Source organism: Legionella sp. (assembly GCF_965140895.1).
Classification (GTDB): domain Bacteria; phylum Pseudomonadota; class Gammaproteobacteria; order Legionellales; family Legionellaceae; genus Legionella.
Genome location: NZ_CBCSKT010000051.1, coordinates 1 through 21,795, shown reverse-complemented (window position 1 = coordinate 21,795; position 21,795 = coordinate 1). Strand labels below are relative to the sequence as shown.

The window sequence follows — 21,795 nt, the reverse complement described above, 5'->3', positions numbered from 1 at the left end:
ATTCTGCCAAAAATTGAGAGTAACAGTATGCCTATTATCATCAATCGCGAACTATTTAAAGATAAATTGTCAAACCATGACGTGAGTGGAATGATTGGACAAATAAAAAGCTTACCTGAACCAGAAATAAGTTCGGATGAGATGCTTTCATGTGATGAGCAAGAAATTGGCTTATGTTTACAAAGAGAAGCTTTCTACTTTGATCAATTTTATGCGCCTAGCAAGATAAAATATGTAGGCTCAAAAAATGTAGTAAATTGTATTGCTGCTTACATTCATAGCGAAACCGATCATTTGGTGATTCATTTTGATAATACGATTAATATTGATCTTATTGGTTTAATAAAACGATTTAATTCGAAACATGATATTAAGGTAAGTTTGGCAGGAGGTATACCTGGTGAACAATCGGAGGAAATTTTAACGAATATCGTAAAAAAGCTTTTTGAAGCAGCAAATACATTAAATATTAATATAGAAATAACCCACCAAAAATTAATTGAGAAGAATAAATTTAGCTCAGAGGATAAACCTGCCTTTATTTTTAATAAAATTATGGCAAAGGCTGATATCACTTTTCGTCGGCTTTTTAACCGGCCTCTCGATGAGCAATTTAGCTTGGGAAAAAACGTTAATGATTTGAAAACTAAATCAGTGGAATCCACGTATAAATTGCAATTAATGGCGGCCATGCTATCTCAGGCCAAAGAAGTCTTTGATACAACAGAGAAACATAAAGTTTCTATGCTTGATGAACTATTTAAAAAAGACATTAAGGATGAAAAAGAGTTCATTGCTATTTTAAATACAATGTTTAGTAGGCAAGGTTTTGAGTTATTTGATTTAGGTTATCAGAAAAATGCTTTATATAGAGACTCAAAATTAAGTGATTTTGTTTTTGATATTAACACAGGAAAAATCTTTATTATTAGTTCTCAAACCAAAACACCTAATGAAGAGATGCGAACAGTAAGTATCTATAATAACCGTCAAGTGGCTCCTTATTTTCTGTGTTATGATGGCAGCAAAGGCACTTATTTTATGCCTCGCTTAAGCAAGGATTTTTTGATAAGTTGCAAAAAAATAATGCCTCTAGTACAACCTACTATGTTTCTAGACAGAAGTGTCATTCCAACACATTTCAAAATAAATCTGCTTTTAAATGAAGTAAATTGGCTCATTAAATTCATAAAAGTCATGAGCGAAAAAAAACCTATGAGCAGTACTTTTTTTGCTCCTTCTACTCATGTTACCGCAAAAACTTATCAACCTAATGAGGTTGTTAACCAAAATCTTTTTTTAATTCAGGATGTAACAGGTATTCCTTTTAAAGGAAAGGTGCGTTATTACCCTGAATATACTGTTGATGCACTAGTTCAATGCACAACCGAAGAAGACGCTCTGAAAATTAAAGAAAATCTGGATGGATTTCTTTTTAATTCTTTAATCTTAAAAAATAAAAATGAATTTATTGTATGTATCCCTGCGATTAATGTAGGTCATTATGCTCAAGATATTTCTGAGAAGAGAAAATTGGTGATGTAAGTAAATAAGATGTAGGCTGGGCTGAAAAGTCCAGCGTTCTTTTAATCTCTCATGCTTCTTTTTTGCCTCCAGTGTTACAATCATCTCATCAAACTTTGCTTGGATGTATATGAAAAAAGCTACTTTGTTTTCTGCCTTTTTAGGAACATTGATTGAAGTCTATGATTTTACAGTGTTTCCTTTGCTTATTCCGATATTATCGGAAGTATTCTTTGCGGCTCAGAAAAAAAGTACGGCCATTAACTTTACTATTTTGGCGTATGTTGTCAGTTATGTTGTTAAACCTTTGGGGGCGATTGGCTTTGGCTATTTAATCGATCATTTTGGGCGGAAAAACATATTACTGGTTTCAACATTATTCATGACTCTGGCTACATCAGCAATTGGCTTACTTCCTGCACATATGATGGGTATGTATTATGGTGCAGGTCTTATCATTTGTAGAATAATTCAAGGATTATCCATTTCAGGAGAGTATTCCTCTGCTATTATAATGGCCGTAGAGCAGGGGAAAAGATCACCTGCTTTTTCAGGAAGTTTCGCATTTGTGGGCGGAAGTGTAGGGCTGTTATTAGCGAACCTGAGTATTTTTATTCTTCTTTATTTGGTGTCTCATGAGCAAGTGATTCAATATGCTTGGCGGATTCCATTTTTAATTGGTGCCTTGAGTTGTATTATTTTGTTCTTTTTTAGGAACAAAATTGATAATTTTATTCCTAGTGAAACTCAGGTAGTTCCGAGTTTTAGAGATCTTATTAAAAATTATAAGCGGGAATTATTGGGAACATTTATTGTCACCAATTTATCTGCTTCTGCTTTTTTTATTACCTTTATTTTTATGCCCACGTTTTTGTCTACTTCATTCAATTTATATTCTCATAAGCAATCGATTTTAATTACGTTTATTGCCATTTTAACTTATTTGATCGCATTACCTTTTGCAGGGATTTTAGCGGATAAGTTTGGCTTAATAAGACAAATAAAAATAGCCTCATTACTTTATTTAGCGTTTTCTTATGTTGTTTTTGCTGTATTGCCTTGGCTTAATAGTACGTTGTGCATTATTACGTTAATTTTTTTCGCACTCATTCAGGCATTACTCAATGCGGCACTGCCTGCCTATATGGTCACTCAGTTCCGATTAAGCCAACGAGGTAGGGCGCTTGCTGTCTCTTATAATTTGAGTTTGACTCTATTTGGTGGCTTGATGCCTTCCTTAATTATAACTTCTGAGAATCATTTAAACCCGGGGATTCCAATAACTGTTTGCGCTGTTTTATGTTTGATCTTTATTTATTTTACAGGGAAAAAATATGGGCATTTACGCAGTGAACTTGCCACTTAACCATGTAGCCCATATTAGTTGATACCAGCTATGAGGGATATTTAGATTATAACGGCACTTTGTTTAGGTTGAATTCCTATGTCGTGGCTAATTTAGTTAAATTAGCGAGAGTATTATAAGCGTTTGTACTTGGCGGAGCTTGTTTTTCAATGTCTTGGCAGCGTTCCCAAAAGGTACTTAATGATTCCTCTTTTGTTAAGGTGCCGAGATTTTTGCTAAAACGAGCTGTTCCTGCTTTGATAAATAAGTTGCGACTAGTGGTCACGTCTAATAATAGAGAGGCCCAAAGTTTAAATTCAGCTTCGTCCTGATAGGCATTATTTAAAAGCGGCAAATCTTGATACCAAGAGCTGATTCTTTGCATGTTTTCTTCATTTAGCAATCCCGAGGTTTCTAGTTTTAGAAGTATCGCAAAATGTGAGGGGGGAAATGAACCTAATTTTTTCCATTCGCCTTGAGGTACTAATTCTCCGGGTTTAATCAAACCATACTTATGTAAAAGCTCTATTAGATTGACGTTATTATGAGCATATAACAATTCGTTGGGGAGTTCTTCCGGAGAGGATAACCAATAATTTAGCCCATTCCCTGTTATTAATCCTGTCTCTAACAAACATTTCAATAGAGGTGCATGTTTACTTAATAAGGGAACAATGTGATTGTATTTGTTGTAGGTTAGAAAAAAGTCTTCTGGAGATAACGTGTATGCGCGAATGGCTTCATATCCAACAATGACGCTATTGATGGGAAATTTTTTTTTCTGTAATAACCAATCCACCAACTCTCTAGTGAGCATGCTATGTTCAAACAGGGCATTTACCCCGGCCCACACGCGAGGATCATTCGCTAAGAGTTCCCAGATGGAATCATAAAGTCGACTAATTGCGTATAATTTTTCAATTAACAGTAATTTATCTGGATGTTGATTAAGAATGGAGTAAGCATATTCTTTATTCCAGATATAAGTTGTTGTTTGAGAGACTAAATACCATTTTCTGAAACTAGCAATCGGGTGAAATAAAAAATTGAACATGTCCATATTCGAATAAGATCCTAGGTGTGACTATAACATGAGTTATTATTATGACGAAACAGTTAGTTTTAAGGGATATGTAACTAGGAGCTTGTTGATTGTTCACCAGTGGAGCTAAATCAGGATTCAATCTGGCTAATGTTTTGAACAACTAATTAACCTAATCGTAAAAAAATATTTTAAAAAGTTGTACACTCTTAATTTTCCATTAAGGATATAGGATTAAAATAATGCACTTTGTTCTTATTTGAAAAAAAATCATGAGAAAAAATAATCATAATAATACCAATTTCAATCCCCCTATATCTCGAGAACTTTATCAGGCTATAGAGAACTTAGCCCCAGTGATCGTTGATCAGCCTAGTTATGCTCAGATGTTAACTAGCTTGCAAGCTGATGACAATAGAAAAAAAAGAAAGAATAATCAATCAGATAAGCAAAGCCAACCGATAAAAAAAGCAAAGGAAAATGAAACACTCTCAATCAATTATACCCAATTAGCTGTTGGCTCTAGCAATTCAAGCAGTACATACAGCTACTTTGAGGTACCAGCAGGGATAGAAATTAATGATTCGATAATGAGAGCTATCCAGAAGCAGGAACTTAGTATGGGGACTTATGTAAAAAACATAAATTCCCTAACTGCTTTGGGCTACAATCAAACACTTGCAAGAATGCTTGTTTTACTACCATCCTCACATCGTTTAGTACGAAATGTATTAAAACACCACGAACAACTTATCAAAATTTACAGCCATGAGCAAATTGTTAATATGGGCAGTTCTCAGGGGGGCTTGGGGAATCTATTAGCATCATTGGAATATTATGGTCAGTTAAATCCCAAATTTACAACCGAACAAATAGTACGGATGTTGAGTGTGTCTAAAGGCTCACTGAGCATTGCGGATCTATTAACGCATTATGACGACTTAACAAACTATGGGCTTACGGCAGAACAAATTGTTCGGCTGGTGAGTCACCAGGATGGACGTAAAAATATCCAAATCATATTGGAGCATTTTAATTCCTTACTCGAGTTAAATTTCAATAAAAATCAAATAATTGAACTAGTGAAAAACAAAAATTTTTCTCCAACGCTAAAAAAGCTTTTAGAGGCAACGGAATCAACCCCATCCTCGATACCGCATCAAGCGGTTCATTATACAGAAAACTTTCTTGATCTGTGGGAAGTCTTAAGCCCATTATCTGACAATAGTACCGTTCAGCCGCAAGATTCACTCTCTGATCTCTTAGCATTTCTTGATGAAATTGATTTGACGGAATCGAAGCAAGCCAATCCGTCATCAGAAGAGGTAGTTGACTCCCTTCTGTCCCAAATTGAAACACCAATCAATGAAAATAAGGCGAGACATGATCTCGCAACAGAATCTCCCATATTGTTTTCTACCAACTCCAACATCATGTTTTTTACTGCAGATCTATCTCTTGAAAATGAAAATCTGTTAGAAAAGGACAATCTATATTTTAAATGACTATTGACACAAGGCGGGGCTTGTTGTGTGGCCGGGGTTCGCCCAGCCACCTAACTATATGTTTCTTAAGATGAGGTTCATTTTTTTACGATGCGAAATTTAAATTGGTATTAAGAGAATTTAACCGTTGACAGTGCGTTTCTTAGCTTAGGTCTCTTTTTCGTACCTTCTTATCTGTAACTTGGCGAGTAATTTCATTCTCCAGCGGTTAAACCAGGGTTCCTATAACTTCGGGTCCAGACTTAAAGGCGCATAGTCCTCACAAAGAGATTGTACTGCTGCATCATAATCAAGCCAATTGTACCATTGGACGTCAACAGACCTGTCTCCAACAGCTTGAAAGTAATGCCTCTCTACACAAGAATGCCCACGCTCCAAAACGCTAATGCATCTCGCTAACAAACACATATCTCTTATATCCTGCTCATATTTAATATTAGGCTGCTTGCCTACCTCTACAAAAAACTGTTCCATACCCTCAATCGATTCAAAAATTAATTCTGAATAAAATGGCGCGATACCCTGTTTTCTCACCTGATATTGGGTGCATAGGCCCTCCAGATTATTAAACGAAAATACCTGCTCGCCAGATACCCGTATAACTTTAGGAAACTTTTTTTGCTCACTGTACGCCTGCATATAGTTTTTATAAGTTTCAGGTAAGCTCTCCCACAAACCCAGATGACTAAATAATTCTTTAACCCAAAGAGCTTGATTCGCTACGTTCGCATCAACCGATCCATTCCAGGCGCAAATAAACTTGGCTAACTCCGTCATAAATGCAGTGATCTCTGTAGCTTTGATTAAAGTAGGCACTTTAATATTATATGCGATTTTTTCTGCATGACTCCTTACATATTGTTCCACTGCAACCAGTCCTGAGGGCTGGAGTGAAATCAAATGGTTAGCGACAAAAAACGCTATCTGTACGCCTGTTGTTTTAGAATCACTTTGTTCCTCTAAAATCAGGAGGTTACAACGCATGAGGGATTGCTTACCAGTCTGAGCCTTTCTTTGTGGGAAGCTAAAATTTTTTTGTAGCCACAAGCCTGGGTTTACATGACTTAATACCTGCACGTCATCACGTTCCTGGTTATCATTCAGTTTCATTTTTTCTTCTACAGCGTGCATGAATTCACGTTGATAAGTGGCAAGATTTTTTATTTTTTCAGAAAAAGGGTGCTTGGTGCAACTGAGCCGGGTTTCTAACTTTCTGGTAACTATGGATTAGCTGATACAGGTAAAAATAAATTAGCTTTTGGCTTAGATATGGCAGAAGCATTCAATTTTGAAATGTTAAAAAATCCGCTCAAATTATCGATTTTAAAATAAATACCATATGCGGTAGAAGGTGATTATTATGGAGTTTGTGAGAGAGAATTACCAATACCTTTTGTAGAATCAAAGGCATTTCAATTGGAGAAACTGACCATGATAAGGAAAATTGCAGAGACTCCTTTTCGGATTTTTGAAAATATTATAAGAGAAACAGTAACCTCTAATTATTTAGTACATCAGAAAGAGCAACCCAGAGAAACCATCTCCTGTAGTTCTGGGTATCGATGAACATTTCTTCAGCAAAAAAGAAGGCTTTGCCACCCCCTTGTGTGATTTAAGAAAACATAAAATCTTTGATGTGGTCAAAGGCCTTAGCCTCATTAGGCAAAACACTAACTGCCCGGAAAGATGAAGTGGCTAGAATGCGGCGGTTTAGTAAATCCAATGGAATAACAGAATGGTTCCATCGCAAAATGAAACGTCATTCAACGTAGAGCTTATAGATTTAGAAATTTTGAAAACTATAGAGTGCGTGTTAGAGTGCTCCGCGGGCAGATTAAATCTGCCCCCGTAATTGGGAAAGACCCAGAAGATCCTTGCTACTACACCCATCATTTGGCATCGTTGGAAATTTAATAAACCAGAATAATTTATAATTAGAGGATAATAATATGAAAACTGCGCTCATTACCGGTGCTAATAAAGGTATTGGCTTGGAATTTAGCCGTCAACTTAAAGAGAAAGGGTACTATATTATTGGATGTTGCCGTAATCCAGATAAGGCGGATAGCCTTAATCAGTTGGCTGATGAGGTGGTTAAATTAGATGTAACCAATGACAACGATATTACTTCGATGGTAGAAACACTTAATAATCGTCCAATTGATTTACTAGTTAATAATGCGGGTACTAGTGGTGAGCAAGGAGTAACTGTTGGGAACGTTAACCGACAAAACTTCCTTGATGTACTTAATGTCAATTGTATTAGTGTTGTGAAAATTTGTGATGCGTTGTTACCTAATATTCAGGGTAGTGAAGAAAAAAATATTTTAGTTATTAGTTCGCGAATGGGTAGTATCTCCGATAATGAACAAGGTCGTTCTTATGCTTATCGCTCAAGTAAGGCCGCTTTAAATTGTGCAATGCGTAGCTTTGCTATTGATGTTCAATCTACAGGTGTTCATGTGATGTTAATTCATCCGGGATGGGTTAAAACTGATATGGGTGGTGCTAATAGCTTAATTGAAGTACAAGCAAGTGTCTCAGGAATGCTCGATCAAGCTGACAAAAATATCTCTAAAAGTCATGCAGATGTCTTACACCGCTTTGATGGCGATACAATAGCTTGGTAGGAGTTATGGTGATTCTCTCCCAAAAATCGATCCGGCATTAATTAGAAAAACTGGCGCTTAACACCTTCTGTTAGAACTGATTTAGCGTCAAATTGTTCAATGAAGAATGAGGTCGGAACTCATTATAATACTGCTGCCATTCTTCAATTTTGTTTTAGCATCTTCAAGAGAAAGAAACCAGTGGCTATTCAAACATTCATCCCGAAAACTGCCATTAAACAAGTTATCAGCAACAAAATCCATGCTCCAGCATTCATTAAAAGTAGAGGCCAGTTGCCGCTCTTTTCGGTGAGCACCTGCCACATGCCGACGAGGGCGCTTCCTGCGAAGGTTAAGCCCTTCTTCACCCCAAAGCCTTCGCGCTGAAGCAGCACGTGAATACGTTGATAACCATAACCAACCCGCGTTTCAGCGATTTCTCGGATACGGTGTCTTAATACTGTATCTTCGCCACGGCATGAGCGGTATTGGTATACATTACGGCTTATCATTAAAACTTCAGAATAAGCATTTTGTTGAAGGTTGCCTGGTTGGATAAAAATTAACGGTATCTGATTTTCATGAGCCCATTGTTCCAATCCCTTACTCACATATTCACAGCAAAGCTCCGAAACGAGCGTTCCACCTTCCGTTTGTTTTAAAATGGAGTGGATTTCGCTGCCTGTAAATTTTGATCTTTTCATGAAGAATTTCCTTCGTCATAGATTACGAGAAAATTCTACTTTTGACACCAGCTATTTTTCGGGGGGGATTACCAACGGAAACACTCATAAACAATTGATTTCATTGGCGTCCCTGAGAGGATTCGAACTTCCGACCTGCCCCTTATGAGGCAGGAAATTTTAAGTTTTTTCTCATCCATATAAATCCAATATTCCTTATATATCAAGCCATTTGATATATTGTATTGTCTAAGCTTGTCCGATAAAATGCGCCTGTGTTCAACTATTTTTAGGTACCCAGTTTGGTACCCGAAATACGCAAAAATAATAACAAGGAGCAGTAATGATACAATAGCTAACCGATCCTTCCTATGGTGTCTTTTTTGATAATTTGAAAAAGCGTGTAGAGTCTTCTCGTTATCGAGCTGCTCTGCGAGTTAACAACGAGCTGATTTTGCTTTATCACCATATAGGTGTTCAAATTCTTAAGTCTCAGTCTGAGCATGGGTGGGGCGCAAAAGTGGTTGATCAGTTAAGTAAAGATTTAAAAACAAGCTTTCCAGAAATGAAGGGATTTAGTTCACGAAATTTGAAGTATATGCGAAAATTTTCTGAGCAATACCCTGAAATTGAATTTGTGCAGTAGGTTGCTGCACAATTGCCATGGTTTCATATTGTCGTTATTTTAGAGAAAGTTACTGATAAAAAGGATCAAGTATTTTATTTTGAAAAAACTATAGAACATGGATGGTCACGTAGTATGGTAACTTCGCAAATTGAAAAGTCTTTACATCTTCGCGAAGGGCAAGCAGTTAGTAACTTTAAAGCTAATCTACCATCTCCTATATCAAATCTGGCACAAAATACACTCAAAGATCCTTATATTTTTGATTTTCTAGGTGTTGGTGATGATGCACAGGAGCGCGAAGTTGAGAATGCATTAGTGCATCATATGGAGAAATTTTTACTTGAATTAGGTGCTGGCTTCGCTTTTGTCGGCCGGCAATATCATTTGGAAGTCAGTAAACGAGATTATTATATTGATTTACTTTTTTACCATCTCAAATTGCGCTGCTTTGTAGTGATTGAATTAAAAGATAAAGAATTTAAACCAGAATACACTGGTAAACTGAATTTTTATTTGTCTGCGATGGATGATTTAGTAAAACATCCCAGTGATAATCCATCAATTGGTCTGATTTTGTGTAAAACCAAAGATAATGTAACTGCAGAATACGCGTTACGCGACATCAATAAGCCAATTGGGCTTGCTGAATATAAATTATCAGAAGCACTACCTGAAGAAATTAAAACAAACCTCCCAACGATTGAAGAGCTAGAAGCTGAATTGGCAAAAGAATTGACCGTGGATAAATAAAGCAAACGCTCTCGTAATTACTTGATTATAGATTTGGGAGTCAGTGACTCCCAAATTGCAAAATAGGAATAAATGAAATTGTGCAGACGGCATCTGCACTAATATAAAGGTCTTTACCATATGAACAAAAAACTTCCAGAAAACAAATTAATTATTCGCAATAGTACTGCTGAGTTCCTTATTTTTACCCAACAAGCTGGGGAGAGTGGCATTGAGGTACGCTATGAAGAGGGTTCCATTTGGTTAACTCAAAAACTGATGGCTGAGTTATTTGATGTGACAACGGCTAATGTGAACACTCATATTAAGAATATATATGAAGAGAAAGAGCTTGTACAAAATTTAACTATTAAAGAATTCTTAATAGTTCAAAAAGAAGGTGAGAGACAAGTTTCTCGTAGAGTTGAGCATTATAATTTGGATGTTATTATATCTGTTGGTTATCGGGTGAATTCCAAGCGTGCAACACAATTTCGCCAATGGGCAACTCAAGTTTTGAAAGAGTTTGCCATTAAAGGTTTTGTACTTGATAAAAAACGGCTTGAGAATGGCAGCTTTCTTGGCGAAGACTATTTTGAGGCATTGCTGGCTGAAATTCGTGAAATTCGCCTCAGTGAGCGTCGTTTTTATCAAAAAATCACCGATATTTATGCAACCAGTGTTGATTACAATAAAAATGCACCAACGACACGAGATTTTTTCGCTAAAGTACAAAATAAACTTCATTACGCAATTCATGGCCACACTGCATCAGAGCTTATACTCAATCGCGCAGATAGTAATAAACCGCATATGGGACTCACAAGCTGGGAACAGATCCCACATGGAAAAATTCTTAAAACTGATGTGCCAATTGCAAAAAATTACCTAACAGCAGAAGAATTAGATTCTCTCGGACGTATAGTGAATGCCTATTTAGAATTAGCAGAAGATCGTGCCAGACGAAAAATTCCAATGACAATGGAGGATTGGGCTATACGATTAGATAAATTTCTTGAATTTGATGAGCGTGAAATTTTGAAAAATGCAGGAAAGATTAGTGCAAAAATTGCTAAAGATCATGCTGAAAGTGAGTTTGAAAAATATAGAATCGTACAAGATCGTCTTTTTGAGTCGGATTTTGATAAACAGATGAAAGCAATTACACAAGAGATTGATGAAGAAAAAAAGGACGATAAAACTAGCTAAATAGATTCCTCAACGGGGCTGTCTTACTTAATGAAAATGAAGAATATTAAACTTGGATCAAAAAATGAAAAAAATTTTAGTTGGCCTTTTAATTGTTTTATTGGGCTTTATAGGTTGGCAGCATCAAGCAATAATTAGATTGTATCAAGGTGCAATGGGTATATATCTAATTAATCCGATTTTAAGAGGTTGGGTGAACTACTTTAGAGTTGGAAATACAAGTCGATGTTTTACTTATGTTAAGGACTGGGTAGAAAAGAAGGTTAGGCGTAATTTAATGCGTGCCAGAAAATTGGGAGGCTTCGGCTGGGAAAGGTGGAGTAGAGAATGGATGTATCAAAAACTAGGGCTATTCTCAGACTATCAAATACGATACTACGTTCCGAAAGTGTCACCAGTCAGATAGGTCACATAAGCTTGATACGAAGGTACTAGGAAAGCGTAGTGCGGGAAAACCGCATGCTGCGTTTGACGTGGCGGGAGCTGGAAACGGGAAGATAATATTCACCGCACCAGTTCTGACCCTGTATTACTTGATTTGCTTGATGTCAAAGGATGTATCGTAACCATAGATGCCATGGGCTGTCAGGAAGAGATTGCTGCAAAAATTATTGATAAAGAATCGGACTACATTCTAGCAGTAAAGGGTAATCAAAAAAATTTACATCAGGAAATCATTGATTTTTTTGAATGCGCAAAACAACATGACTTCAAAGGAGTTACGCATGATTATGTTGAGGAAATAAGTAAAGGGCATGGTCGAGTCGAAACGCGTAAATCATGGATATCAACTTGTTTGGAGACCGTAGCGAATAAAGAAAAATGGTCTGGTTTAACAGCAATTGGAATGGTTGAGTCTGAACGTTATATTAAGGGTATCACTACCATTGAGCGCCGACACTACATCACTTCAATCTCATATTCCGCAGTAAAATCATGAATAAAACTCCCAATATGATTTTCCAAGACAATTGAGTACTATCCGTTGCCTATCCATCATATTAGTAACCACTTGGTGTGTATTCTCTATAGTCAGGATAGAGATCCCTTGAACGCAAAAGAATATCCACTTGGCAGTTGGCTTCTGGGTTGGTTTTTTCTTCATATCAGGGAAAGACTCATTGTTATCAACCAGGGTCTTTCGAATTTGATGCTCAATACTGGCGTAAACCATGAGGCAAGAAGTCATGACCATTAATAAAGCCTCTATACGCTCTGGTTTTTTCAGGAATAAGGAAGAGGTTAAAAAATCAGGGCTCTTTAAAAATCTAAATCCACGCTCTACAGCTTGTTGTGACTTGTACTCCTCCAGAATAAACTGCATGGAGAGATCTTCTGAGCAGTCATTAGTTGCAATAATAAACAGGCCTTTGCTTCACTGCTTTTGATTAAAAGCCAACGCTGAGCTACTCCACCATATTGAGAGGTAGTCCAATGACCGTAGTATCCCTCTTCCAAAGGTATCCACTCAACCTGCTTCGCCTTGGTTGCCAGGTGCTTGGCCTCTTTTAGTTTTTGTGGAACGCGTGTAATAAATAATTGCTCCTCACAAGACAGCGCATGGATTGTTTCTTCTGTATAAAGCGCGGCATCACCGATAAAATAAGTGTTCTTGTAAGCCGCTTTCAGGCTTTTAATGTGTTGTTTTACAATCTCTTTAAAACTTTGGCCATCCTGGCTGTTTCCGCTACAGGCCTTCATATACAGAGGAATGCCAGCTTTATTTTCTGTAATCAAATTGAGCACCACTTGGTTTAAATCAGGCCGGTGGTCACGACTATATCCTTGAGTGATGTGAATCGCTTGTGCATCGATATCCCTGTAATATTCACCATCCAAATGAACGCTTGTTGCATCTAAGTTGAGGCTGCGACAAGGTAAGCCAAGATAGGTTATCACTTTTAACGCCAGTTCCTGGTAAAGTGATGATACACCTTGTTCATACAGACTATCTAAAAAGCGACCTAAAAGGTCATCGTTGATGTGTTGGGGCAGAATACCTGCACCTAATAGGCGCTCGGTAGGAATGTCCTTGAAATATTCAGGATATACATGCAGCGTGCGGCTTACAAAACCAAGCCCATTAAGTAGCATCGCAACAAATAACTGGCCATTACTGATATGGCTATTATGGGACTCTTTCGGAAAGCGAGTATTCACCCATTCGGTTAGTCCTATTTCTTTACAAAATCCAGCGACTAAACCTAAATGATCTAAACGTGTTACATCATATTTTGATGCGTCCATTACTTCCTGCCAAAAGGGCAGCATATGATCAAAATCAACGATCCATGTCACGTTTTTTTTGCAGATTTTAAATCATAAATTTACTGCGGAATAAGGGATCTATAATTCGGCGCTTTTTTATTTAGTAGTACTGTTTATGCTGATTCTCCAAACTCATTTCCTCAATCCAAACAAAATTGCAGCTCAATTAAGCGGGGTAATGTCTTATAAAAAAACATGATTGATTTTATTTGGTCGGATGGGGTATTATGTGGTCAGATTCTAGGAAATTGTTTTTATTTAAGTCATTTCAACCTTAAAAGGAATATCATGCCATTACCATTAATTGCTGTCCCAATCGTAGCTGCGGCTGCCTCAGGTGGTGCATCAACAGGCACTGCAATCGCATCAGTACTTGCTTTTCTTGGTTTAGGAGGAGGGGGGGGCTATTATTGGTACCAGAACAAAAACTCCAATAGTAATAATAGCCACACAGAATCCCAGAAGAAGCAGGCCGAAATACTTCACCGAGGTCGTGAAGAGGTACTAAATGAGGTTGCAGAGGTTCAAGAGCTTTCACAAGAACATACCGATTCGATTGACTCCGTAGCTCTCGTTGAGCAAGAAGATGTGGCACGTCAAAAAATTGAAGAAGCGAAATCTCAAACTGAATTGAGGCGTTTACTGCAGGTTAAGGAGTCTGCCCTTGAGTTTTTATTGGCACAAAACCAACAACTCCAAAATTTATTGGATGAGAAAACAGAGCTTACTCAGCAATTAAAAGACGGAATAGAGGTTCTTCAAAAAGAACTTGCTGAAAAGAAGGGAATAATTACTGAATTACAAACTCAATTAAAGGGAGCCGGTGAGCTGGTGCGATTTTTCAAACAGCACTATGCACCCAAAAAAGAGAACCAGTCTGTCCAAGAACAGGTTCCACAAACTGAAATACGACCAGCAAATATTTAAAGGAGTTTACTATGGCGCAACCTGAATTTAACGCAAAAGAATACTGGTTTTTTCTTCGATTTTTTTATTGGGCTTACAGCACCGTGAGCTCTTGGTGCTCTTGGTTGTTTATAGAACAATTTCAACTGCCTGATGATGCGTCAGGCGAACTGATGCGTCGAACTTTGGCAAAAAAGAGCTGGTTTGATGAAATCTGCTCAGGATGGGTTGAAAAATCGTTATGGTTTAAGTTACAAGCGGTCCTCGGGATTTCCTTTGCTGCAGGAGTTGTAGGGATTTTCGTTGGGGCATCAATGTTGCTAGCCCTTACCGCATTATTTATTACTGTTTCTGCACATATATTAATGGTATCTCATGAACATCATCGTTATCAAGCAGTGACATTAATGGCCAAAGAAACTATCGAACTCAATCAAGCATTGCTAACAGAACAACAGTCTTTGGTTGAAAATGCACAAATTGTAAAAGATACTTCCGAACAATTGACCCAAAAGAAAGGGCGTATTCAGGCTCATTTAGACCGTCTTCAACAGACCGTAGCAGAAATTTCAGAGCAACAAAGTCAGCTTGATGTTCCCGAAGAGAAGGTGCTTGAGGCCGAGAAGAGTTTAGAGGAGTTAAAACAAGGCAGTGAATACATCAAAAAAGCGCAAGAATCTCAAAAGGTAGATGCGTTTTATCTGCAAAATTTTAGTGTATTTATGGAGCAACAACGAAGAGAAAATTCCCAAGAAGCAGATTCGTCATTCAATTTAGAGGAACTAAAGGATGAATTGGAGGAGGGTATGGCATTAATGGATGAGATGAAGAAGGGAATGAGGTAAAGGTAAGCAGTGTTTACATAGATAACGAAGGGTAGCTTTGTAATTTATGTAACAAGTACAAAGGAATATCAGCTCTAGTGGGCAATAACTGAGCGTTGTAAGGCGCTCAGTTTGATGTACTTGAATGGTTGTTTTCTTACTTGCGAGAGTAAATAACAATTGAACGTTTCTGCATCGAAACCATAAAATGGTTTTACTAAATTTCCTTCAAATTGATTTTCAAGAGTGAAGGGAATGGAACAGTTTTTTCAATGTAATGTTTAGGGTAAACGGATTTTATTAACACAGAGTCCCAGGGCTAAAACATGTGTGCTCTAAAATAATCCATGAAGAACTCTGTTTGCATACACAGAATCTATTGCACACTTATAGCGTCGTACTTTTACACTTTTTGTTGTTGTTTTGTCTTGGCGCAAAATATTAATGACGACATGTCTAATAACGCCCAAATTTTCCGCACAGTTGTCTCTCCTGACTCTGGATGCATCCTCTTTAAAAGTAACATCAAGCACCCAATGTAATTTATTTTCAATAGCCCAATGAGAGCGCACAGCATGAGCAAAAATCTCTGCATTTTGTGCTATTGAAGTGAAGTAGTGTCAGCGCTCAATGGTAGTGATACCCTTAATATAACGTTCAGACTCAACCATTCCAATTGCTGTTAAACCAGACCATTTTTCTTTATTCGCTACGGTCTCCAAACAAGTTGATATCCATGATTTACGCGTTTCGACTCGACCATGCCCTTTACTTATTTCCTCAACATAATCATGCGTAACTCCTTTGAAGTCATGTTGTTTTGCGCATTCAAAAAAATCAATGATTTCCTGATGTAAATTTTTTTGATTACCCTTTACTGCTAGAATGTAGTCCGATTCTTTATCAATAATTTTTGCAGCAATCTCTTCCTGACAGCCCATGGCATCTATGGTTACGATACATCCTTTGACATCAAGCAAATCAAGTAATGCAGGGTCAGGTAACAAGGCTACATTACTGTAGCCCCGTCCCCTAAGAACCGTACTTGATACTTTCGCATCATACGGCTCAAGCCTTGGCAAGACGGTGAATCATCACCATCCGGTTTAACTTACTTATCGATGTGCCGCTTAGTTTCCCACCATGGAACCCATACTCGTCTGCTTGCTTGAGTTATTTGCTTTGCTTTTCCTTTGGCTTCGTTTAAGCCGCTCAGCGAAATAACTTGTGTACTCAGGGTCGTATGGATTTGCCGCAGCTTTGATTTTAATGTGCCGCCGGATGGGTGTTGCAGTAGCTTCGACTAGGTCCAGATACGCTCTCATTCCTTGTGTATCCTTGGTAGTCGCAAAGAATACCCAGTGTCGATTTCCCTCGCTTCGAAAATATTTTTGTCGGATCCATCCGGCTCCTTTGCTGGGGTGGCGACGTTTAGCCCATTGCCACAGAGCTTTAAAGATGAGGTGACTTACTTTTGAAAACGCTTGCTTAGAGCAGATGTGTGAATGATAATTTGCCCAGCCGCGTATTTTTGGATTTAATATACGGATGAGATTCTCTGTCTTTGCTGTGGCGTTTGATTTAATCGTGTCGCGGATGTTTTGCAAGAAAGCCTCCAGGTTTCCCTGATTGCTTTTTCGGGATGTAAATCCATCGTAACGATTGAGGTTGGTAGCCGTGTCTTTTTAAGGCTGACACTGCCTCCATCTTTTGGTTGGCCGTGCGCCAAACCATTTTATCAGCACCGGGCGTTTTAGCGCCTCGATTTTCTGTCACTCGTTTCACCGCTAATAATTTAGCATTTCGTGAGTGCGTGAGGAGCCATTGCAAGGATTTTACCTTGCCTAATTTTCCATCACGATAAGCCTTCGCAATACCCATTTGCAGTCGTTTTACTTGCGCTTTCACATGATCCCATTCGATGGTGTCCCATGTTTGTTCGCGAGCTTTGGGGGCACCAGCCACAGGGGATACCTGTGCCGTCATTTGCGTTCCCATCTTAAGTCGATTCTCCAAACTTTCGTGTTGAGCATTGCTCTATCTCACCCATTACAGATGAGCATTTGCTTCTTCCAACCTCCTACGCCCGCAAGATGATAGGCAACCCTTACGACTTGCTGTCCTAAATTAAGGCACCTTACGGGGTTATTACGTTCCTCCGTAGGTACTCCATTAAGAAGAAATCCTTTATTTTGAAACCAATTTAATCTGGCTTCACCAACCATCTCCATATCATCCCATGCCTCTGCACCACAAATCATTCCAACCACACACAAAAATATGACATCTAATAATTCATACTCAATTTTACTTTGTTGTCTTGGATCTTTGATGATGGAAAAATGGTCTGCAATTGTAAGTATCATGATAGGAATTCCTTATGTGATTAATACAATAATCAAATGATAACATTTTATTTTTTGATCAATTTTTTCCTCTGTAAACGCGATATGCGACATTTTATTTAAATACCGTTAACCCGCTATTGTTTGAAATTAATTCGATCTTCTAGGGGGGGCATTTGAGTCTTATATGCATGTTTGATGTGAATGCATAAAATCAACAAAAATATTGGACAAATAGCAAAAAACAGTGTCAAGTAACATCTGAACTTTTTTTCATTTAATTAGAAAGTGTATTATTTATAGGCACACATGTTTTTGCCCTGGCAATTAGGAATATCGGGTAAAGTGCTTGTAAAAAACAAGTTAGGAGCAAGCTATGACTTTCAAAGCTGGACAATCAGGAAATCCCAAAGGTAGACAAAAGGGAGTGCCTAATAAGCGTACTGAACTGGCAAAAATGCTAGACCCTCATGCAGAGGAGTTAGTAGCAAAAATGATTGAACTCGCATTGGAGGGGGATGTAACAGCATTGCGTTTGTGCATGGAGCGTTTAATACCCAAGGCTAACCGTGAATCTACAGGTATTGAATTCCAAAAGAATATATCTAAGTTAAAAGATGATATATTGCGAGCGGCTCTTGATGGCCGTGTAAGCATAGCGGATGCTGAAAGATTAGGAAATTTAGTGAGCGTTTTATCTGATAAAAATATTAAACCACTAAGGCCCTATCGAAGCCGCAAAAATATATCAGCAGATTATGAGAGATAATGTAGCTCAATCTTAATTATCAATTCAAAGACAATGACAATTTTTTGAACAAAAACAATATATTCAATGTTGTTCTATAATAAATAATACTTAACCACATGACTATAGAGGTCAGCATGGAGAGTATTATTGAGCCTCACGTGTTACATCATCGCACGAAAGAAAGGATAAAAGAGTTTGGCGAGGTATTTACCCCTGATAGTTATGTGGATGATATGCTCCAGCTTTTAGCTCGTGATCGCAACTTTTCTTGGGATGATGAACGCCTCGCGTTTTTTGAACCATGCTGTGGGCATGGGAATATTGTTATATCAATCTTTTCAAAACGATTAAAAGCAATATTTGATAAATCCTTGGCTAAATACTCAAAAGAGCATGCAGCATATTACTCTGTAGCAAATTCTATAAATACTCTGTGGGCAATTGATATTGATGCTCAAAATATTGACGAATGCCGTGCGCGAGTATTCATCAATTCGTTAGAGTTCCTAAAAGAAAAACTCAACATTACTAATAATAAAGAGCTTCTAAATAGAGATAAAGATTATATGGCACATTTATTATGCGCTATCAGTTGGCATATTCATGAAAATGAAATGCTATCAGCAATGGAAAATAATAAAAAACTATGTGACTTAAGTGCAAGAAAAACCAGAACTAGTGCTGAGTGGTTGTCTGGAAATAAACATCGGCCTATTAATTTTGATTTAAGTTGGATTGAGTATTTTAAAAAAGAGAGCGTTAAGCCGTCTGTGCCAAGTCTATATAAGCATGCAATAAAATTTATTGAAGGTATTAGTCAACATCGATGCAAGGAGAACGGTTTTGAGTTTGCCAGCATATTATCCTCCGTTAACAATATTAAACTTACTCAGAATCACAATGATCGTATGAGTTCGGGTGAGTTATGGAACCGAATTTAATATTTAAGACCACTCACGTAGTAGATATTTTGGGAAATGTTGTTGGGCGAGATCAACAAATCATGACCATGGAGAAGGCACGTGATCTGGTTTCACTTTTAGATAGAAATGATTTTCTTGATGAAAAAGTGGTTTTTTTTGATCCATTTTGCAAAGCAGGAGAAATACTACTTGCATGTGCTTTTTCTAGTTGCTGGCATAAGAGCAGATTAGTTGGCCAACCGTTAGCATTAGAAAGTATCAAAAAAGAGTTGTATGAATCTAATCGTTATTTGGGTTTATCACCGGATGATAGGCATTACAAGCTGAGTCTAAGAACTTTTTTAGGGAATACGAACTCACATAGTGATAAATATAATCAAATTATTAGGAATGGGAATTATTTATCAGAGATTGATGGTCGACTTGATCACAATATATTTAAAAAGGAGTTTCATAACATGCTCGCTTATATAAATTCCTGCTCAAAACCGAGAAAAATTATTGCTGTAGGTAATCCTCCTTATCAAGAATCAGATGGTGGTTTCGGGAAAAGTGCTAAATCAATATACAACTATTTTGTTGAGTCTTTAATTGACTCTAAAATGATAGATGAGTTTGTTTTAGTAATTCCGGCACGCTGGTTTAATGGCGGAAAAGGGCTTGATCAGTTCAGATTGGAAATGATGAACTCTGGAAAAATTAAGAATCTTAAATACTTTAAAAATTCTGGTGACGTTTTCCCTACAGTAGATATTAATGGCGGGGTTTGTTTTTTACATTACGTAAAAAACCACAGCGGATTCACCGCTTTCAGTGATGATAATTATCAAATTGAGTTAAATTTGAATGAGTTTGATATTATTACAGATGATCCCTTAGCATACTCGATAGTTAGAAAAATTAAGAAAAACTGGAAAAATCAATATATTAGTTCTTTAGCATGGGCTAGAAACCCTTTTGGTTTAGCTACAAATTATTTCACTAGAAATATAAATTCTGACTTGAGGAATGGTCACTTAATACCTTGTTTATCCAGAGGACGGGTAATAAAGCATATTGGCTTGGATCTAATCAAAAAAAATAGGGATAAAATCGATCTTTGGAAAGTTGCAGTTCCTAAAGCTGCAGGAGGTTCGAAAGGAAATAGACGGTCAACAGTTCCTGTTAATCAGATATTTTTGATTGATAAGGGTGTCATTACAACAGAAACTTACAATATTATTGGTGCATTTAGTGAGATAGATAAGGCTCACAATTTAATTAAATACCTCCAAACCGACTTTTCACGGTATTTAATTGGGCTAAGAAAAATAACTCAAGATGTTACAAAGGATCGTTGGGATTGGGTTCCTTATGTCGATATTTCTAAAAAATGGACTGATTCAGAATTATTTGAACTTTTTCAACTAAATGCCGAGGAACAACTACACATCAAGAAAAAAGTTGAGGAATGGTCATAATGACAAGACTGGAACTATATGCTTATGCCACTCCCTCTGATTTAGAAAAAGGAAGAGTGAAAGTTGGACATTCTAAAGTCGGTGGCTATAAAGAGAGAATAAAACAACAATTTGGAACCAGTAATCCTGAATATCCAGAGTATATTTTATTGGGTAATCTTCCATTGGGTAAAACAGATCATCATGTACATGAACAATTGAAAAAAAACGGTTTCAAAAGGATTGAAGATAGTCCGGGAAGAGAATTTTTCTATGCAACATTTGACGATGTTAAAAGAGCATACAATGAAGTTGTTTATGGTAGCCCTAGACGTGATAATTACATACTTAGAGATGAACAAAAGCATGCTGTGGAAAAAGCAAAAAAATGGTTTTTAAAAGAATATTCTGCTGATGTAATTCGAGCATCAACCCATCCTGATCGATTTTTAATTAATGCTAAAATGCGCTTTGGGAAATGTTTTACAAGTATACATCTGGCCAAGGCTTTAAATGCAAAACGAATATTGGTTATAACCTATAAGCCAGATGTAATTGGTGAATGGGTCGAGGCCGTAAATGAACACGTTGATTTTGATGGATGGATAGGTATTCGAGCAAAATCCAAATCAAAAATATCTACAGAGCCATGTTTAGAATCTCACTCAGATTTTCATAAACACAATAAACCTAGTGTATTGTGCGTATCACTTCAGGACTTGTGGATTGATAAACAAGGCATTACAAAAGAAAGGCTACAAGATATACCTAAAATAAAATGGGATTTAGTAATTTTTGATGAGGTTCATTATGGAAGTAGGACAGAGCGAGCAAATCACATCCTGAATCAATTGAGTTTTAAAGGCCGCCTAGATCTATCAGGAACACCATTTAAGCTTATTGAGCATGATGATTTTTGTGCTCAGCAGGTCTTTACATACAGTTATCTCGATGAGCAGGAGAACAAAAAGAAAGAAATAGCAAACGCCTGTTAGCAGTGGTATAAAAGCGCGGATAAATGGCGCAGGTTACCCCCAATCCTTCAAGCCCCATCCTTGGGTGATA

At 37.3% G+C, this 21,795-nt stretch carries 19 protein-coding genes and 5 pseudogenes; 16 read left to right on the top strand and 8 right to left on the bottom strand.

All coding sequences use genetic code 11. The features are described from left to right. Both ACQY7T_RS06705 and ACQY7T_RS06700 read left to right on the top strand, forming a co-directional pair. The coding region (locus tag ACQY7T_RS06705) for a hypothetical protein (RefSeq protein WP_428412176.1) at positions 1-1,545 on the top strand (1,545 nt) is incomplete at its 5' end. A 109-nt stretch (positions 1,546-1,654) separates the two neighbouring features. After that, positions 1,655-2,890, top strand: a complete 1,236-nt coding sequence (locus ACQY7T_RS06700; protein ID WP_428412175.1) for an MFS transporter — start codon at positions 1,655-1,657, stop codon at positions 2,888-2,890. Positions 2,891-2,966: 76 nt separating this feature from the next. On the opposite strand, the gene ACQY7T_RS06695 is transcribed toward ACQY7T_RS06700, so the two are convergent. Beyond that, the gene (locus tag ACQY7T_RS06695; protein ID WP_428412174.1) at positions 2,967-3,929 is read right to left on the bottom strand and encodes a hypothetical protein; all 963 of its coding nucleotides are present in this window, start codon (positions 3,927-3,929) and stop codon (positions 2,967-2,969) included. Between the two features lie 254 nt (positions 3,930-4,183). Between ACQY7T_RS06695 and ACQY7T_RS06690 the strand changes: the two genes are divergently transcribed. Next, positions 4,184-5,416 (top strand): hypothetical protein, encoded by a 1,233-nt coding sequence (locus tag ACQY7T_RS06690; protein WP_428412173.1) that lies wholly within the window; start codon positions 4,184-4,186, stop codon positions 5,414-5,416. 222 nt (positions 5,417-5,638) lie between these two features. On the opposite strand, the gene ACQY7T_RS06685 is transcribed toward ACQY7T_RS06690, so the two are convergent. After that, complete coding sequence (locus tag ACQY7T_RS06685) at positions 5,639-6,547, bottom strand: hypothetical protein (protein ID WP_428412172.1); 909 nt, start codon at positions 6,545-6,547, stop codon at positions 5,639-5,641. A 515-nt stretch (positions 6,548-7,062) separates the two neighbouring features. On the opposite strand from ACQY7T_RS06685, the pseudogene ACQY7T_RS06680 reads away from it, so the two are divergent. Further along, positions 7,063-7,240: pseudogene (locus ACQY7T_RS06680) on the top strand (transposase); the annotation flags it as partial. 125 nt (positions 7,241-7,365) lie between these two features. Beyond that, positions 7,366-8,046, top strand: a complete 681-nt coding sequence (locus tag ACQY7T_RS06675; RefSeq protein WP_428412171.1) for an SDR family oxidoreductase — start codon at positions 7,366-7,368, stop codon at positions 8,044-8,046. Between the two features lie 70 nt (positions 8,047-8,116). Here ACQY7T_RS06675 and ACQY7T_RS06670 read toward each other — a convergent pair. Then, a pseudogene (locus ACQY7T_RS06670) lies at positions 8,117-8,492 on the bottom strand (integrase core domain-containing protein); the annotation flags it as partial. A gap of 607 nt (positions 8,493-9,099) precedes the next feature. Here ACQY7T_RS06670 and ACQY7T_RS06665 point away from each other — a divergent pair. The 5 genes and pseudogenes from ACQY7T_RS06665 to ACQY7T_RS06645 all read left to right on the top strand — a co-directional run. After that, positions 9,100-9,495, top strand: a pseudogene (locus tag ACQY7T_RS06665) (DUF1016 N-terminal domain-containing protein); the annotation flags it as partial. Continuing rightward, positions 9,469-10,086 (top strand): PDDEXK nuclease domain-containing protein, encoded by a 618-nt coding sequence (locus ACQY7T_RS06660; protein ID WP_428412178.1) that lies wholly within the window; start codon positions 9,469-9,471, stop codon positions 10,084-10,086. The pseudogene ACQY7T_RS06665 and the gene ACQY7T_RS06660, both read left to right, overlap by 27 nt. 120 nt (positions 10,087-10,206) lie before the next feature. Beyond that, positions 10,207-11,274 (top strand): virulence RhuM family protein, encoded by a 1,068-nt coding sequence (locus ACQY7T_RS06655; protein ID WP_428412170.1) that lies wholly within the window; start codon positions 10,207-10,209, stop codon positions 11,272-11,274. 64 nt (positions 11,275-11,338) lie between these two features. Then, positions 11,339-11,680: a group II intron maturase-specific domain-containing protein gene (locus tag ACQY7T_RS06650; protein ID WP_428412169.1), complete on the top strand. Its 342-nt coding sequence runs from the start codon at positions 11,339-11,341 to the stop codon at positions 11,678-11,680. 96 nt (positions 11,681-11,776) lie between these two features. Further along, the gene (locus tag ACQY7T_RS06645) at positions 11,777-12,214 is read left to right on the top strand and encodes an ISAs1 family transposase (RefSeq protein WP_428412177.1); all 438 of its coding nucleotides are present in this window, start codon (positions 11,777-11,779) and stop codon (positions 12,212-12,214) included. Here the strand turns inward: ACQY7T_RS06645 and ACQY7T_RS06640 are convergent. Next, positions 12,209-13,521: pseudogene (locus tag ACQY7T_RS06640) on the bottom strand (IS1634 family transposase). The gene ACQY7T_RS06645 and the pseudogene ACQY7T_RS06640 sit on opposite strands and share 6 nt — an antisense overlap. 309 nt (positions 13,522-13,830) lie before the next feature. Between ACQY7T_RS06640 and ACQY7T_RS06635 the strand changes: the two are divergent. Together ACQY7T_RS06635 and ACQY7T_RS06630 are read left to right on the top strand one after the other, a co-directional pair. Beyond that, positions 13,831-14,469 carry a hypothetical protein gene (locus ACQY7T_RS06635; protein ID WP_428412168.1) on the top strand — a complete coding sequence of 213 codons (639 nt, stop codon included), beginning with the start codon at positions 13,831-13,833 and terminating at the stop codon, positions 14,467-14,469. An 11-nt stretch (positions 14,470-14,480) separates the two neighbouring features. Then, positions 14,481-15,293 carry a hypothetical protein gene (locus ACQY7T_RS06630; RefSeq protein WP_428412167.1) on the top strand — a complete coding sequence of 271 codons (813 nt, stop codon included), beginning with the start codon at positions 14,481-14,483 and terminating at the stop codon, positions 15,291-15,293. 314 nt (positions 15,294-15,607) lie between these two features. Here the strand turns inward: ACQY7T_RS06630 and ACQY7T_RS06625 are convergent. From ACQY7T_RS06625 to ACQY7T_RS06610, 4 genes and pseudogenes are all read right to left on the bottom strand, one after another. Next, positions 15,608-16,279, bottom strand: a pseudogene (locus tag ACQY7T_RS06625) (ISAs1 family transposase). A gap of 123 nt (positions 16,280-16,402) precedes the next feature. Beyond that, a complete protein-coding gene (locus ACQY7T_RS06620) occupies positions 16,403-16,879 on the bottom strand; it encodes a group II intron maturase-specific domain-containing protein (protein WP_428412166.1) in 477 nt (158 codons plus the stop codon). After that, positions 16,854-17,258 carry a reverse transcriptase N-terminal domain-containing protein gene (locus tag ACQY7T_RS06615; protein WP_428412165.1) on the bottom strand — a complete coding sequence of 135 codons (405 nt, stop codon included), beginning with the start codon at positions 17,256-17,258 and terminating at the stop codon, positions 16,854-16,856. Before ACQY7T_RS06615 ends, ACQY7T_RS06620 begins: the two co-directional genes overlap by 26 nt. A 56-nt stretch (positions 17,259-17,314) precedes the next feature. Further along, a complete protein-coding gene (locus tag ACQY7T_RS06610) occupies positions 17,315-17,638 on the bottom strand; it encodes a transposase family protein (protein ID WP_428412164.1) in 324 nt (107 codons plus the stop codon). Between the two features lie 355 nt (positions 17,639-17,993). Here ACQY7T_RS06610 and ACQY7T_RS06605 point away from each other — a divergent pair, with 355 nt between their 5' ends. The 4 genes from ACQY7T_RS06605 to ACQY7T_RS06590 all read left to right on the top strand — a co-directional run bounded on the left by ACQY7T_RS06605 (position 17,994) and on the right by ACQY7T_RS06590 (position 21,725). Beyond that, on the top strand, positions 17,994-18,386 hold the full coding sequence (locus tag ACQY7T_RS06605; RefSeq protein WP_428412163.1) for a DUF5681 domain-containing protein: 393 nt from the start codon (positions 17,994-17,996) through the stop codon (positions 18,384-18,386). 116 nt (positions 18,387-18,502) lie between these two features. Further along, positions 18,503-19,309, top strand: a complete 807-nt coding sequence (locus ACQY7T_RS06600; RefSeq protein ID WP_428412162.1) for a hypothetical protein — start codon at positions 18,503-18,505, stop codon at positions 19,307-19,309. After that, positions 19,294-20,751, top strand: coding sequence for an Eco57I restriction-modification methylase domain-containing protein (locus tag ACQY7T_RS06595; RefSeq protein ID WP_428412161.1), 1,458 nt, complete (start codon positions 19,294-19,296; stop codon positions 20,749-20,751). Before ACQY7T_RS06600 ends, ACQY7T_RS06595 begins: the two co-directional genes overlap by 16 nt. Continuing rightward, positions 20,751-21,725 (top strand): DEAD/DEAH box helicase family protein, encoded by a 975-nt coding sequence (locus ACQY7T_RS06590; RefSeq protein WP_428412160.1) that lies wholly within the window; start codon positions 20,751-20,753, stop codon positions 21,723-21,725. The genes ACQY7T_RS06595 and ACQY7T_RS06590 overlap by 1 nt, the downstream gene beginning before the upstream one ends. Positions 21,726-21,795 lie beyond the last annotated feature (70 nt).

Bases quoted from the DNA above. Each gene is read 5' to 3' on its own strand.
- ACQY7T_RS06675 (WP_428412171.1), top strand. From the start codon at position 7,366: ATGAAAACTGCGCTCATTACCGGTGCTAATAAAGGTATTGGCTTGGAA.
- ACQY7T_RS06685 (WP_428412172.1), bottom strand. From the start codon at position 6,547: ATGCACGCTGTAGAAGAAAAAATGAAACTGAATGATAACCAGGAACGT.
- ACQY7T_RS06630 (WP_428412167.1), top strand. From the start codon at position 14,481: ATGGCGCAACCTGAATTTAACGCAAAAGAATACTGGTTTTTTCTTCGA.
- ACQY7T_RS06695 (WP_428412174.1), bottom strand. From the start codon at position 3,929: ATGGACATGTTCAATTTTTTATTTCACCCGATTGCTAGTTTCAGAAAA.
- ACQY7T_RS06595 (WP_428412161.1), top strand. From the start codon at position 19,294: ATGGAACCGAATTTAATATTTAAGACCACTCACGTAGTAGATATTTTG.
- ACQY7T_RS06635 (WP_428412168.1), top strand. From the start codon at position 13,831: ATGCCATTACCATTAATTGCTGTCCCAATCGTAGCTGCGGCTGCCTCA.
- ACQY7T_RS06650 (WP_428412169.1), top strand. From the start codon at position 11,339: ATGAAAAAAATTTTAGTTGGCCTTTTAATTGTTTTATTGGGCTTTATA.
- ACQY7T_RS06615 (WP_428412165.1), bottom strand. From the start codon at position 17,258: ATGACGGCACAGGTATCCCCTGTGGCTGGTGCCCCCAAAGCTCGCGAA.
- ACQY7T_RS06700 (WP_428412175.1), top strand. From the start codon at position 1,655: ATGAAAAAAGCTACTTTGTTTTCTGCCTTTTTAGGAACATTGATTGAA.
- ACQY7T_RS06660 (WP_428412178.1), top strand. From the start codon at position 9,469: ATGGTAACTTCGCAAATTGAAAAGTCTTTACATCTTCGCGAAGGGCAA.
- ACQY7T_RS06655 (WP_428412170.1), top strand. From the start codon at position 10,207: ATGAACAAAAAACTTCCAGAAAACAAATTAATTATTCGCAATAGTACT.
- ACQY7T_RS06610 (WP_428412164.1), bottom strand. From the start codon at position 17,638: ATGATACTTACAATTGCAGACCATTTTTCCATCATCAAAGATCCAAGA.
- ACQY7T_RS06605 (WP_428412163.1), top strand. From the start codon at position 17,994: ATGACTTTCAAAGCTGGACAATCAGGAAATCCCAAAGGTAGACAAAAG.
- ACQY7T_RS06690 (WP_428412173.1), top strand. From the start codon at position 4,184: ATGAGAAAAAATAATCATAATAATACCAATTTCAATCCCCCTATATCT.
- ACQY7T_RS06590 (WP_428412160.1), top strand. From the start codon at position 20,751: ATGACAAGACTGGAACTATATGCTTATGCCACTCCCTCTGATTTAGAA.
- ACQY7T_RS06600 (WP_428412162.1), top strand. From the start codon at position 18,503: ATGGAGAGTATTATTGAGCCTCACGTGTTACATCATCGCACGAAAGAA.